Consider the following 12,879-nt stretch of genomic DNA (forward strand, 5'->3'; position numbering starts at 1 on the left):
GGCAAACCCCTGAAAGACAAGGAGAAGGCGGCTAGTTGGCCGCCTTTTTCCGTTCTTGCCACTGGTTCCGCTTGAGGCTGTAGAAGACGTGGCGCTTGAGCTCAGGATGGGCGTCGGGAACGCGCGGGTGGTCGAAATTGCGCGACGGATCGGCCCGCATTCCGAGGCGCTGCATGACCGCCGTCGAGCGACTGTTGTTCCAGACGGCGAAGGAGACGACTTCATCGTCGCCGATCGCCTCGAAAGCAAAAGCGAGCCAGGCTTTCGCCGCCTCGGTGACATAGCCCTTGCCCCAGAACTCTGGTGCAAGACGCCAGCCGATTTCGAGCGTGCCCTTGGGGATGAACGGTTCGAGGTCGGTGCGCAGCAGGCCGACGAAGCCGATGCATTCGCCTGTTCCGGCAATTTCGGCGGCGGCGAAGCCAAAGCCGTCGCTGTCGATGCCGGCGCACAGCTTGTCCAGCAACCCGTCGCTCTCTGCGCGGCTGCGGCGCATGCCGAAGAACTCCATCACCAAGTCGTCGGAGTTGATGCGGTGGAAGAGGGCACGGTCGCGCTCTTCCCAGTTGCGCAGGATCAGACGCTCAGTGCGAATCTCCTTCATCGCGCGAATTCGCGCGCGCTGTAGCCCTGGAGGTAGAGCAGGGCGGTGAGATCGGAATTGTCGATGCGGATCTTGGCTTGGGCGGCCACCGACGGCTTGGCATGAAGAGCAACGCCCGAGCCGGCGAGGCGGATCATGTCGAGATCGTTGGCGCCATCGCCGACGGCCATCGCGTCGGTCGGGGTGAGGCCGAGGCGGGTGGAAATCTCGTTGAGCGCAACGGCCTTGGCGGCGCGGCCGAGGATCGGCTCGGAAACCTTTCCGGTGAGCTTGCCGTCGGCCTCGATCAGGTGGTTGGCGCGGTTTTCGTCGAAGCCGAGCTTGGCGGCGATGCGCGAGGTGAAGACGTCGAAGCCGCCGGAGACGAGGGCGGCATAGGCACCATGCGCCTTCATGGTGGCGACCAGCGTCTTGCCGCCGGAGGTGAGTGTCAGCCTGGTGTCGATGATCCGGTCGATGACTGCGGCGTCGAGACCGGCAAGCAGCGCGACACGCTCGCGCAGCGCCGGCTCGAAGGCGATCTCGCCATTCATCGAGCGCGCGGTGATGTCGGCGACACGATCCTTGACGCCGATCTCGTCGGCGAGCTCGTCGATGCATTCCTGCTCGATCATCGTCGAATCCATGTCGGCGATGAGGATCTTTTTCCTACGTGTCGCGTTGTCCTGGATGGCAAAATCGATGGCTTCGCCGGTGAGGGCGGCGGCAAGCGACGCATGGGCATCGTCGGCCGAAAGTCCCGCTGGCAGGGCGATGTCGCAGGCAACGGCCTCGGCCAGCCACACAATGGCGCTTGCGCCCAGGGCGCGAGAGGCCTTATCGGCAAGGGACGGAGCCAGCAGAGCGCGGTCCGGATGGGAAATCAGCGTGGCGATCAGCGGCATCAAAAATTCCGGGACTAGCGAGGGGCGCATCAAGAACGCGACCCTGATAGCCGGGCCGACCGCCAGCGGCAAGTCGGCGTTGGCGCTCGAACTCGCCGAGCGTGACGGCGGCGTCATCGTCAATGCCGATTCGATGCAGGTCTATGGCGTGCTCGACATGCTGACGGCGCGCCCGAGCGCCGACGATCTGACACGCGTGCGCCACTTCCTCTACGGCCATGTCTCGCCGGCGACGGCCTATTCGACCGGCAACTGGCTGCGCGACGTCGCCGTGCTGGCCGACAGCGGACTGTTTGCCGAAAAGCCGCCTGTGTTCGTCGGCGGCACCGGGCTTTATTTTCGGGGGCTCGCCGAGGGTATTTCGGAGATGCCCGAAATCCCAGCCGAGATCAGGGATCGCTGGCGCTGGCGCCTCAACGAGGAAGGCGCGCCGCGGCTGCATCGCGTGCTGATGCACGTCGACAGCGAGGTGGCGATGCGGCTGAAAGCCAGCGACGGCCAGCGGATCGTGCGCGCGCTGGAGGTGCTGGAGGCGTCGGGCCGCTCGATCCTGAAATGGCAGGCCGACAAGGGCCATCCGCTGATCGACCTCGCCACGGCGCGCTTCATCGTCATCGCGCCGGAACGCGACCTTCTGATCAAGCGCATCGACCAGCGTTTCGACAGGATGATCGAGGGCGGTGCGCTGGACGAGGTCAAGGAAATCATCGCGATGCGGCTTGCGCCCGAGCTGCCGGCGATGAAGGCGATCGGTGTGCGCGAACTGGCGGCGGCCATGGCCGGCGAGATGAGCTTCGACGAGGCGATCGAACGTGCCAAGATCGCCACGCGCCAATATTCGAAGCGGCAATCGACGTGGTTCCGCAACCAGTTCGGGCCGGAGTGGCAACGCATCGGCGGCGAGGCCGGACGGACGTCCGGAGGCGCCGATGCATCGGAAGTGGCGGCAGGGATTAACCGTCCGTAAGGCGCAGCCATGACATAACCCCCGCAGGGGTTCCACTAGGATCATCATGCGCTTTCACCGGGCTGAAACCGCGTTTTTCATCTTCAGTGCGCTGATTTTGTCGGCAGCGCTGGGGATTTTCTACGCCTGGGGCCAGATGCAGGGGGCAGCGGAAGCGCTTTACACGCCCGGCTGGGTGCAGAGCGTCGAGGCCGTCGAGCGGCTGCTGTTCATGATCGCACTGCTTTTGAGCGGTACGCTTGTCTACGGCGTGTTCTTCATTTTTCCGCAGATCCGCACGCAGGTGAAGGAAGGCGGCGAGCTGCGCCAGATGACGGCGTCGCTGAGCGAGCGGTCGCGCACGCTTGAACAGGCGGCACTCACCGACGGTCTGACAGGCATGCAGAACCGGCGCTATTTCGACGATGCATTGCGGGAATATCTCGGCGAGTTTCGCCGCATCGACAGGCCTGTCGGGCTGATGATCCTTGATCTCGACCACTTCAAGCAGGTCAACGACACCTATGGGCACGACGCCGGCGACGAGGTTCTGCGCTCTGTCGCCAAATGCCTCAAGAGCATGACGAGATATCACGACGTGGTGGCGCGGCTGGGCGGCGAGGAATTCGCCATCGTCGCGCCCAACATGGACATCGAGCTTCTGCAGCGCTTCGCCGAGCGTATGCGCAAGGCGATCGCCGGCATGGCGATCGAGGCGGGCGGCGCGCATCTCAACGTCACCTCAAGCTTCGGCCTCGCCTTGTGGGACCGCGAGGAAACCGCCGAAGAGTTCTATCGCCGCGCCGACAAACAACTCTACGAAGCCAAGCGGCAGGGCCGCAACCGCGTCTGCGCGTGAATTCCTATCGCTGAATTCGTGATGCCGGCCGCCTGACGCGGTTTTCTCCGCTTCCCGTGCTCACGGACTTGGTGTCCGCTCCGCTCCGGTTCTCGAAACCCACGCCATTCGGCACGGCCTGACGAATTCCCCGATAGCAATAGGCACTGCGGAGCCGTTAGAGAAAGCCCTCCAGGCTGGCCAAGAAACGTTTGGGCGCTTCCAACTGTGGCATGTGGCCGACAGAGGGAATCGTTTCGAAACCTGCCTGCGGCATAAGCGCGTGCAGGGCCTTCGCCCGCTCAAGCGGGATCCAGGGATCGTCCTCCCCCCAGATGATCTTCACCGGGCAGCGCAGCTTCCCGAACAGGGGCTCGATCTCCGCCGTGTAACGCTCGTCGGCCTGGGCAAACTGCCTGTAAAAGCTGGCAGATCCGTCGTCCGTCAGCCATGGCTCGACCAGGCCGAAGAGGTCGTCATCTGCGACCGTGCCGACCAGGGCGCCCCTGATGTAGGCCTCCACAAGCGCCCGGTGGATGTGGGTGGGCAGACCCTGGAAGGCCTCGACGTGCTTGCCCATGTGATCGAAGAATGCCGAGCCCCAGGGGCGCATCGCCACAACGTTCATCAGGACGTAGCGGTCGTAGTCGCAGCCAAGCAGAAGGTGCGCTCGCAAGGTGGTGGCACCACCGAAGTCGTGGGCAATGACCGAGGGGCGCACGAGTTGCCAGTGGGCAAGCATCTCGGCGAAAATCTCACCCTGGACATCGAGCGAAGTCCGCTGCGTGGCGGCCTTGTCCGATTGCCCGTAGCCTGGCATGTCGTACCAGTGCACCCGGTATCGCCGCGCCAGATCAGGGATGACCCGGTGCCAGGAAAAAGACGACCAGGGCCAGCCATGTGCGAGCACGAGGTCGGGGCCATCGCCGGCGCGGCCGGCGCTGATACGGCCGGCGCTGGTCGAGACCGATTCGGAAAGCGTCCATTCGGCCATGCGCTTTTCTCCACCGTATGCCGGCTCTCATGGTTGCGGCTGCGGCGGCAGATGTCATGGCTCAGCGCCGGATGGCGACTGCGCCAGGGCGACGGAGTTCATCTGCCATAGACCTTGGCTCTAACTTGCCGCTGGACGTCCTCGTCGAACGACGCAACACTGATCCTGCCGCCGTCTGAATGGCTGCGGCGGCATCAGGGCAGAGGAGGACGACGAATGGACGATTCAGACCGGTGGCGGAACATGGCGAGCGCGCCAAAGGACGGCAGCCGGATTCTGGTCACCGTGAGGCCTTCCGAACAGGGACCGGCGGAGGTCGACGTGGCCTACTGGGCTCGGCCCGACGCATTCGGCATCGAAGGCTGGCGCGCCGGCGATTCCTACCCGGGCTGCATCATCGGCTATGCTGATCCGGAACTGAAATGCTGGATGCCGCTTCCGACAGCCAATCTGAGCAAGAATTCCCCTGAAATGCCGACGCCCTGGGACGGCGATGACGAGGAACAGCTGGACGGTTCGGGAATCTGAGCTTGAACAGCCATTCTTGAGCCCGTTCAGTCCTGTGGTGGACGGCCCCCGAACGTCGAGGGTCGCAGGCCGAAGCGGGTATCGAAATCGTCGTCCGGCTGCGGCCTCGGCGCTGCCGGTTTGCGGTAGTCGCTGTCGCCTGCCTGGCGCTGGCCGTCGACGACTTCGGCGAAGCCGAGTGCCGTTGCTTGCGGTTTTGGCACGTTGCGCAGGCGCTCGACGACGGCGGCCAGATCGACGTCGTCGCCGCTGCTCGTCGGCGCCTCGGCGGCACGCTTGCCGGTGCCGGGGATAAGTTCGTCCGACAGCTTTTCGAACTTCAGGCGCATTGTGGTGGCGACGCCTTCGCCAAAGGCGATGGCCTCACGCTGGCCCATCGACGACAGGAAGGAGAGTGTCGAGGCGGAGGAATCGGCGATGGCCGAGCGGATGATCGCCTGGTCCTGTTCGTTGGCGAGGCGCATGGCGAAAACGGTCGAGCATTGCGACAGGATTGTGGGGTCAAGTTCGCCCGGGCGCTGGGTGACGACGCCGAGGTAGCAGCCATATTTGCGGCCCTCCTTGGCGATGCGCGATAGCGCGTGGCGCGTCGGCGCAAAGCCGAGCCTGTGGTCGGCGGGCATGTAGCGATGGGCTTCCTCGCACAGCAGCAGCAGCTTGAGGCGCCCTTCGCTCCACAGCGCAAGGTCGAAAGCGAGGCGGGCGAGCACCGAACAGACCGAATTGACGACTTCCGACGGCATGCCTGCCATTTCGAAGCAGGTGACCGGACGGCCATGCGTCGGCACGCGGAAGATGTTGCCGATGGTCTCGTGGATGGTGTCCTCGATCAGCCTGGAATGGAACATGAAGCGGTAGCGCGGATCGGCCAGCGCCGACTCGATGCGGGTGCGCAGCGACTTCAGGATCGGGCGCTCGTTCTTCGATTCGAGCAGGCCCATGCGTTCGTCGATCTGCTTGATCAGGTCTGCGATGCGGTAGGGCACGGGCGTGTCCGCGGTCAGCGCGTCGACGCCACGGCGCAGGAAGGCGCCGCCTTGGGGACTGCGGTAGAGGTTTTTGGCGACCGGAATGAGGTCGCGCAGCACGTCGATCTCGTCGGCGTCGGTCTCGCGGCCGCGAAACAGCACTTCCGAGAACTCCTCGAGGCGGAACAGCCAGAAGGGCAGGTCGAGCGAATTGGTGTCGACCTTGACGCAGTGCTCCGGCAGCGATGCAGCGAACTCGTTATGCGGGTCCATGATCAGGACGCGCAAATCGGGCCGTGCCGAAATCGCCTTGCGCAGCAGGAGCGAGACGGCAGTCGATTTGCCGACGCCTGTCGTGCCGACAACGGCGAAATGGCGGGCAAGGGTCTCGTCGATCGCGATACAGGCGTCGATAGCATCGTCCTGGGAAAGCTGGCCGATGGTGACGGTGCGGCGTCCGGCAAGGTCGTAGACCGCCTGCAGGTCGCGGCTGCGGATGCGATGGGCGATGGCGCCGATATAGGGATAGGCAGTGATGCCGCGGTCGAACACCGGGTGCTTGTCGGTGCCCACGTCACGAACCTCTCCGATCAGCTCGACATTAACCTCGATGGGGTTGTCGCCTTCGCTGCTCCACGAGCGGTCGGACTTGGCGATGGAATAGACCAGGCCGATGGTGCGGGTTTCGCCGAGATTGATGCAGATCATGCGGCCGACGGTCCACAGGCCGACTGCGGCCGAGGCTCCCTCTGCATAGGCGCTGATGACCGCGCGGGCACCATCGCACTGCACGACATGGCCAAGGATACGGGCGTCGTCCTGTTTCGGGTCGCGCCGCTCTTGCGAGGTGGTTTCTCCGCCCTCGGCCTGACGTTCGAAGTACATCGCAGTAATTCCCCCAAATCTGGACAAGAGAATAGCGCTGCGCAGTTAAGGTGGGGTGATGGTTGATGGTGTAGCGATCGTTAAACGAAACGGTCGAATTGGAGTTTCCGAGGGGGCGGGTGACGCTGCGGAAAAAGTTGTCCCGCCCGGTTGACAGGGCGCGGTGTCGCGCACTAACGTCCGCGCCCATGAACAAGACACTCATTCTCGTAGTAGGAAGGCGCGTGGGCAAGGCGGTGTGACCGCCGGGCGAAATCCCCCCATGCGCAAATGTGAAGGCTCCCTCGGGGGCCTTTTTTATTGCCCGAAACAGGACTAAACGAGCAGCAACCGCCGAAAACGGCGAAGGAAAGACGGGACGGACCGATGAGCGGACATAGTGACAGCGGACGACGCGAAATGACCGGCGCCGAGATGGTGGTGCAGGCGCTGAAGGACAATGGCGTCAAGCACCTCTTCGGCTATCCCGGTGGCGCCGTCCTTCCGATCTATGACGAGCTGTTCCAGCAGGACGATGTCCAGCACATATTGGTGCGCCACGAGCAAGGCGCGGGCCATGCCGCCGAAGGTTATGCGCGCTCGACCGGCAAGGCCGGGGTGATGCTGGTGACCTCGGGGCCGGGCGCCACCAATGCGGTGACGCCGCTGCAGGACGCGCTGATGGATTCGATCCCGCTGGTCTGCATCACCGGCCAGGTGCCGACCTCGCTGATCGGCTCCGACGCCTTCCAGGAATGCGACACCGTCGGCATTACCCGGCCGTGCACCAAGCACAACTGGCTGGTGAAGGACGTCAACGAACTGGCCCGCATCCTGCACGAGGCCTTCCATGTCGCCACCACCGGCCGTCCCGGCCCGGTCGTCGTCGACATCCCCAAGGACGTGCAGTTTGCCCGGGGTACCTACACACCGCCGCAGACTGCGCCGCGCACCTCCTACCAGCCCAAGGTCCAGGGTGACCTGGAGAAGGTCAAGGAAGCCGTTGCCCTGATGGCCACCGCCAAGCGGCCGATCATCTATTCCGGCGGCGGCGTGGTGAATTCCGGCGCGGAGGCCAGCCACCTGCTGCGCGAGCTGGTCGATCTCACCGGCTTCCCGATCACCTCGACGCTGATGGGCCTGGGCGCCTATCCGGCATCGGGCAAGAATTGGCTCGGCATGCTGGGCATGCACGGCAGCTACGAAGCCAACATGGCGATGCATGACTGCGACGTCATGGTCTGCATCGGTGCGCGTTTCGACGACCGCATCACCGGTCGCCTCAATGCGTTCTCGCCGAACTCGAAGAAGATCCACATCGACATCGACCCGTCGTCGATCAACAAGAACGTGCGTGCCGACGTGCCGATCCTGGGCGATGTCGGCCGCGTGCTGGAAGACATGGTGCGGCTGTGGCGGGCGACCGCCAAGGCGGACAAGAAGACGCTGTATCCGTGGTGGGAGCAGATCGCCAAATGGCGCGCCCGCGACAGCTACGCTTACAAGCACAACAGCGACGTGATCATGCCGCAATACGCGATCCAGCGGCTCTACGAGAACACCAAGCACCTCGACACCTACATCACGACAGAGGTCGGCCAGCACCAGATGTGGGCGGCCCAGCATTACGGCTTCGAGAAGCCGAACCGCTGGATGACCTCGGGCGGCCTGGGCACGATGGGTTACGGCCTGCCGGCGGCACTCGGCGTGCAGATTGCGCATCCTGAATCGCTTGTCATCGACATCGCCGGCGACGCGTCGGTGCAGATGTGCATCCAGGAGATGAGCGCCGCCCTTCAGTACAATGCGCCGATCAAGGTGTTCATCCTCAACAATTCCTACATGGGCATGGTGCGCCAGTGGCAGCAGCTGCTGCACGGCAACCGCCTGTCGCACTCCTACACCGAGGCGATGCCCGACTTCGTCAAGCTGGCGGAAGCCTATGGCGGCCACGGCATTCGTTGCGACAAGCCCGACGAGCTCGATGACGCGATCAAGGAGATGATCTCGGTGAAGAAGGCGGTGATCTTCGATTGCCGCGTGGCAACGCTCGCCAACTGCTTCCCGATGATCCCGTCGGGCAAGGCGCATAACGAGATGCTGCTGCCGGACGAGGCGACCGACGAGGCTGTGGCCAACGCCATCGACGCCAAGGGCCGCGAACTGGTGTGACGGACCGCGTGCGGCCTTCGGGGAGGGCCGCACAATCAACGAGTTGGCGCAAACGCCTGAGATCGAGATTCATCTTATGAACGCACAGCTACAGCCCACCGGTTCGGCCTATTTCATCGCCAAGGAAACCGAGAAGCCGGAAACCCACACACTATCGGTGCTGGTCGACAACGAACCGGGCGTGCTTGCCCGGGTCATCGGCCTGTTTTCCGGCCGCGGCTACAACATCGAAAGCCTCACTGTTTCCGAAACCGAACATGAGAAGCACCTGTCGCGCATCACCATCGTCACGCGCGGCACGCCGCATGTGCTCGAGCAGATCAAGCACCAGCTCGAGCGCATCGTGCCGGTGCACCGCGTCGTCGATCTGACGGTTACGGCGCAGGAACTGGGCACCGGCGGCGCATTGGAACGCGAGCTGGCGCTGGTCAAGGTGTCGGGCACCGGTGACGCCCGCGTCGAGGCGCTGCGCCTGGCCGACGCCTTCCGCGCCAAGGTTATCGACGCCAACACCGAGCACTTCATCTTCGAACTGACCGGCAAGGTATCGAAGATCGAGCAGTTCATCGCCATCATGAAGCCGCTCGGCCTGGTCGAGGTCTGCCGTACCGGCGTGGCGGCAATGAACCGCGGCCCACAGGGGATGTGAGGGCAGGGCGCGGTTCCGGCCGACGCCCTACCTGCCCTTGCCACGCAATCGTTGTGGCGGGGTCAGTCGTTGGCAGCCTCTGGTTGAGGGTGATTGCAGCAACGTCCGGGCAGTGCAGGGTCCGGACGTTCAAGCTCAACTTCCCGGCCTCAAGATGAACGACCTGACCGACAACGACCTCTGGGCCAAGATAGCCGGCTACGACTTCGACGATCCGCAAGCCGAAGCTCCTTTTTCGGTGCGGCTGGCACGGGAGAATGGCTGGACGCTCGAGCGGACGAAGGCGGCCATCGATCACTACCGCCGCTTCATCTACTTGGTCTGCATTTCCGATGACATGCTCAGCCCGTCGCCCGACGTCGACAAGGTCTGGCACCTGCATCTGATCTACACCAAGGACTACTGGAAACGCTTCTGCGACGAGACATTGGGGCAGGAGGTGCATCATTTTCCGAGCAGAGGGGCTGACGAGAGCCAGGGGCCGCTGCGCGAAGCCTATGCCAGGACCCTCGAATTGCTGACCGAGGAGTTTGGCTAGACCCCTGATGCGGCTTTGTGGCCTGGAGTGGATGCTGCGCGGCCGCTTGTTGCCGGGGCGCTTGGCCTCGGATCCGCAGTCCTGCATGCGGCGGAGATCACCTTCGGCATTGCCCTGGCACTGATCGTGATTACAGTTTCACTGCTCTGGAGCAACGGGCTGATCGGCGGCGCGCTGGCCGTGGGGCTCTGCGTGGTCGGCGTGATCGGCTCGATTTCGCTCCTGCCGGAAAAGCGACGCCGGAGACGCTCCAAAGCCGGTGACAGTGGCTGCGGCGGCGGTGCCAGCGCCGGAGATGGCGACGGTGGCGGCTGTGGCGGCGGCGATGGAGCCAGCAGCCATTGAGGCGTTTCTGCATCTGGCTTAGCGCTTGAGCGTCGCTGGTTCGTTGTCGAATCTTTCAATTAAGGTCAGTAATGCTGACATAAAATTACCCGACGGGAGGGATCGATGACCTACGACGCATTCCTTGCACTGCTGGTCTATGCGTTCGTGACCTCGATCACGCCGGGACCGAACAATTTCATGCTTTTGGCCTCGGGCGTTAATTTTGGTTTCATGCGCACGATCCCGCATATGCTGGGCATCGGCTTCGGTTTCCTGTCGCTGCTGCTTGGCGTCGGCTTCGGGCTGGGCGCGGTGCTGACGGCATTTCCGGCGCTGCACCTAGTGCTCAAGATCGCCGGCGGGGCCTATCTGCTCTACCTCGCCTGGCGCATCGCCATGTCGCGCTCGCTCGGCAAGGATGGCGAAAGCAAGGGCCAGCCGATGACCTTTCTCGAAGCGTCCGCCTTCCAGTGGATCAACCCGAAGGCCTGGGTGATGGCCGTCACCGCGATGGCGCTTTACACCAGCACCGAAGCGCCGTTCCTGTCGGTGCTGATCATTTCCGCCGCCTTTGCCGTGGTCAACGTGCCGAGCGTGTCGTGCTGGGCCGGCTTCGGCATGGCGCTGCGCGGTTTCCTTGCTGACCCGGTGCGGCTGAAATGGTTCAACATCGCCATGGGCGTGCTGTTGGCAGCCACGCTGTGGCCGATGCTGAAATAGTCAGAACAGCTCGATCGCCGGCCGGGTCAGCATCAGCCAGAAGATGGCGATGACGCTGAAGAAGGCCGGGAAGCCGCAGATGAACCAGATGCGGTAGAGCCTGAAGTAACGTGCCGGCAAGGCCTTGCCGGTGGCGGCGGCGGAGCGGGCGAGATTGCGCAGCTCGAACTGGATGAAGACGACCGGCAGCCAGAAAAGCCCGGTCAGCACATAGAGCGCGAGCGACAGGACGATCCAGCGTTCGGTGAGCGGCCAGCCGACCTCGTGTGCCAGCCAGGCGCCGGTGATCGGCTGCAGGATGACAGCAGTGGCGGTGAACACCATGTCGGCGACGACCACGGTGCCGGCGACATGGGCGATGGTCGCGGGATCGCGGGTGCGGTGGGCCATGACCATGAAGAAGGCGATGCCGGCGCCGGTACCGAACAACACGGCGGCACCAAGCACGTGGGCGAGGCGGAGAAGTTCTTCCATCGTTCAACGCTCATCCAGTATGGCAAGCGCCACAAGCGCCAGCACGATCGATGGCAGCACCTTGACCAGCGGACCGAGTGGATCAGCCCAGAGGCCTGAAACAAGCACCGTGGCCGAGGCAAGATAGGCGACAGATAGTCCGACCATGCCGATCAGGGCCGGTTTGGCGTAACGGCGGATAGCAACGCCCAGGCCGAGCGCGATGTCGGCGAGGCTGGTGACCAGGGTGATGGCATAAGCAAATCCCACTGGCGCGCCGGCAGCGGCAAGATGCGCCGCCGAGGTCTCGAAACGCAGCAGGGCGACGAGACCGGAGAGCAGCCAGAACAGGCAAAGCGTGCCGAGCACCAGCGGCTTCAGCAGATAGAGCCGGGCGAACCACAATTCCTGAACATCGGCGGGATTTGCGGCAAGCGTCTGGTCGAGGGAGTGGAGCTTGCGGCCGGAGCCGGTCGCATGGCCGCTTATGCCGCCGGCCGCGACCTCAAGTGCTGTCGAGCGCAGCGGCGAGCGCCAGCCGAGCCGGCCAAGCAGGTCGGCAGCACCGGAGGCAATGCCGGCGAAGATGCCGGGAAGGGCAAGCACGCGTGCCGGCGGCAGGCCGAGCCATTGGCGGTGGCGGGCGACGGCCTCAGCGAGCGTCATCGTCTCGGGCGCTGCCAGGTCGAGGTCGGTGCCCGCGGGGATCGAGCCTGACAAGGCATCGACGACGGCACAAGCGACGTCGTCAAGCGCAACGAACTGCATGCGGCTGTCGCCGAAGATCAGCGGCGTGATCAGCGGAGAGGCTGCCAGTGCCCGCAGCAATGCCGAGCCGCCATGGGCCGCGCGGCCGATGACGATGGCAGGGCGCAGGATGACGCAGGCCAGGCCGGAGGCGCGGAGGGCAGCATCGGCCCGCCGCTTGGTGGCGAAGAAGGGGCTGTTTGCCGCGACGTCGTCGGTACGCGCCGAAATCTGGACGATGAGGCGCGGCCCCGCGACCTGGTAAAGCGCGTTCATGGCGCAGAACTGGACAGCGGCGACATCGTCGCGCGGACCATCCTGCAGCGCGCCGGCGCAATTGACCACGGCATCGATACCTTGAAGCAGCGGGCGCCAGTCCGCGGGCTGAGACAGCTGCGCGATGTCGGCCTTGACCCAGTCGAAGTCGGGATAGCGGCGGGCGGCGGTTTCGGTGTCTCGTGCCAGCGCAACGACCGAATGCCCGCGCGCGGCAAGCGACCTTGCCACCGCTGCGCCGATGAAGCCGTTGCCGCCGAGAATCAGAACCCGCATGGCGCGACGATAGCGAGCTTCGGGGCGACACGGCAAACGTCGGCTGGCCCAAGGCGAGGATGCTTGCGTGGCGCCGTGCAGGCGCTTAGCCTCCT

At 64.3% G+C, this 12,879-nt stretch carries 14 protein-coding genes; 8 read left to right on the top strand and 6 right to left on the bottom strand.

What is annotated here, in order from left to right:
- Positions 1-31 precede the first annotated feature (31 nt).
- Positions 32-604 carry a GNAT family N-acetyltransferase gene (locus tag SLT36_RS13100; protein ID WP_432287990.1) on the bottom strand — a complete coding sequence of 191 codons (573 nt, stop codon included), beginning with the start codon at positions 602-604 and terminating at the stop codon, positions 32-34.
- On the bottom strand, positions 601-1,488 hold the full coding sequence (gene serB, locus SLT36_RS13105) for a phosphoserine phosphatase SerB (protein ID WP_432287992.1): 888 nt from the start codon (positions 1,486-1,488) through the stop codon (positions 601-603). Before serB ends, SLT36_RS13100 begins: the two co-directional genes overlap by 4 nt.
- On the opposite strand from serB, the gene miaA reads away from it, so the two are divergent.
- Positions 1,478-2,455: a tRNA (adenosine(37)-N6)-dimethylallyltransferase MiaA gene (gene miaA, locus SLT36_RS13110; protein WP_432288320.1), complete on the top strand. Its 978-nt coding sequence runs from the start codon at positions 1,478-1,480 to the stop codon at positions 2,453-2,455. The two genes, serB and miaA, sit on opposite strands and share 11 nt — an antisense overlap.
- Positions 2,456-2,501: 46 nt before the next feature.
- On the top strand, positions 2,502-3,293 hold the full coding sequence (locus SLT36_RS13115; protein WP_263006645.1) for a GGDEF domain-containing protein: 792 nt from the start codon (positions 2,502-2,504) through the stop codon (positions 3,291-3,293).
- Between the two features lie 157 nt (positions 3,294-3,450).
- On the opposite strand, the gene SLT36_RS13120 is transcribed toward SLT36_RS13115, so the two are convergent.
- Positions 3,451-4,266, bottom strand: coding sequence for an alpha/beta fold hydrolase (locus SLT36_RS13120; RefSeq protein ID WP_432287994.1), 816 nt, complete (start codon positions 4,264-4,266; stop codon positions 3,451-3,453).
- Between the two features lie 216 nt (positions 4,267-4,482).
- On the opposite strand from SLT36_RS13120, the gene SLT36_RS13125 reads away from it, so the two are divergent.
- A complete protein-coding gene (locus SLT36_RS13125; RefSeq protein WP_432287996.1) occupies positions 4,483-4,794 on the top strand; it encodes a hypothetical protein in 312 nt (103 codons plus the stop codon).
- 26 nt (positions 4,795-4,820) lie between these two features.
- On the opposite strand, the gene SLT36_RS13130 is transcribed toward SLT36_RS13125, so the two are convergent.
- Positions 4,821-6,647: an ATP-binding protein gene (locus tag SLT36_RS13130; RefSeq protein WP_432287997.1), complete on the bottom strand. Its 1,827-nt coding sequence runs from the start codon at positions 6,645-6,647 to the stop codon at positions 4,821-4,823.
- Positions 6,648-7,046: 399 nt separating this feature from the next.
- Between SLT36_RS13130 and SLT36_RS13135 the strand changes: the two genes are divergently transcribed.
- From SLT36_RS13135 to SLT36_RS13155, 5 genes are all read left to right on the top strand, one after another.
- Positions 7,047-8,798 (top strand): acetolactate synthase 3 large subunit, encoded by a 1,752-nt coding sequence (locus SLT36_RS13135; protein ID WP_067960544.1) that lies wholly within the window; start codon positions 7,047-7,049, stop codon positions 8,796-8,798.
- Between the two features lie 76 nt (positions 8,799-8,874).
- Positions 8,875-9,447, top strand: coding sequence for an acetolactate synthase small subunit (gene ilvN, locus SLT36_RS13140; protein ID WP_067960547.1), 573 nt, complete (start codon positions 8,875-8,877; stop codon positions 9,445-9,447).
- A gap of 154 nt (positions 9,448-9,601) precedes the next feature.
- Entirely contained in the window at positions 9,602-9,985 is a 384-nt protein-coding gene (locus tag SLT36_RS13145; protein WP_432287999.1) for a glycine-rich domain-containing protein, read from the top strand.
- Positions 9,986-10,012: 27 nt separating this feature from the next.
- Entirely contained in the window at positions 10,013-10,330 is a 318-nt protein-coding gene (locus SLT36_RS13150; RefSeq protein ID WP_432288001.1) for a hypothetical protein, read from the top strand.
- 105 nt (positions 10,331-10,435) lie between these two features.
- A complete protein-coding gene (locus SLT36_RS13155; protein WP_432288002.1) occupies positions 10,436-11,032 on the top strand; it encodes a LysE family translocator in 597 nt (198 codons plus the stop codon).
- On the opposite strand, the gene SLT36_RS13160 is transcribed toward SLT36_RS13155, so the two are convergent.
- Complete coding sequence (locus SLT36_RS13160) at positions 11,033-11,506, bottom strand: DUF2269 family protein (RefSeq protein ID WP_432288004.1); 474 nt, start codon at positions 11,504-11,506, stop codon at positions 11,033-11,035.
- 3 nt (positions 11,507-11,509) lie between these two features.
- Complete coding sequence (locus SLT36_RS13165) at positions 11,510-12,784, bottom strand: SDR family oxidoreductase (RefSeq protein ID WP_432288006.1); 1,275 nt, start codon at positions 12,782-12,784, stop codon at positions 11,510-11,512.
- Positions 12,785-12,879: the final 95 nt, after the last annotated feature.

Origin of the sequence: Aminobacter sp. BA135 (genome assembly GCF_050859125.1) — a bacterium.
In the GTDB taxonomy this organism is placed as follows: domain Bacteria; phylum Pseudomonadota; class Alphaproteobacteria; order Rhizobiales; family Rhizobiaceae; genus Aminobacter; species Aminobacter ciceronei.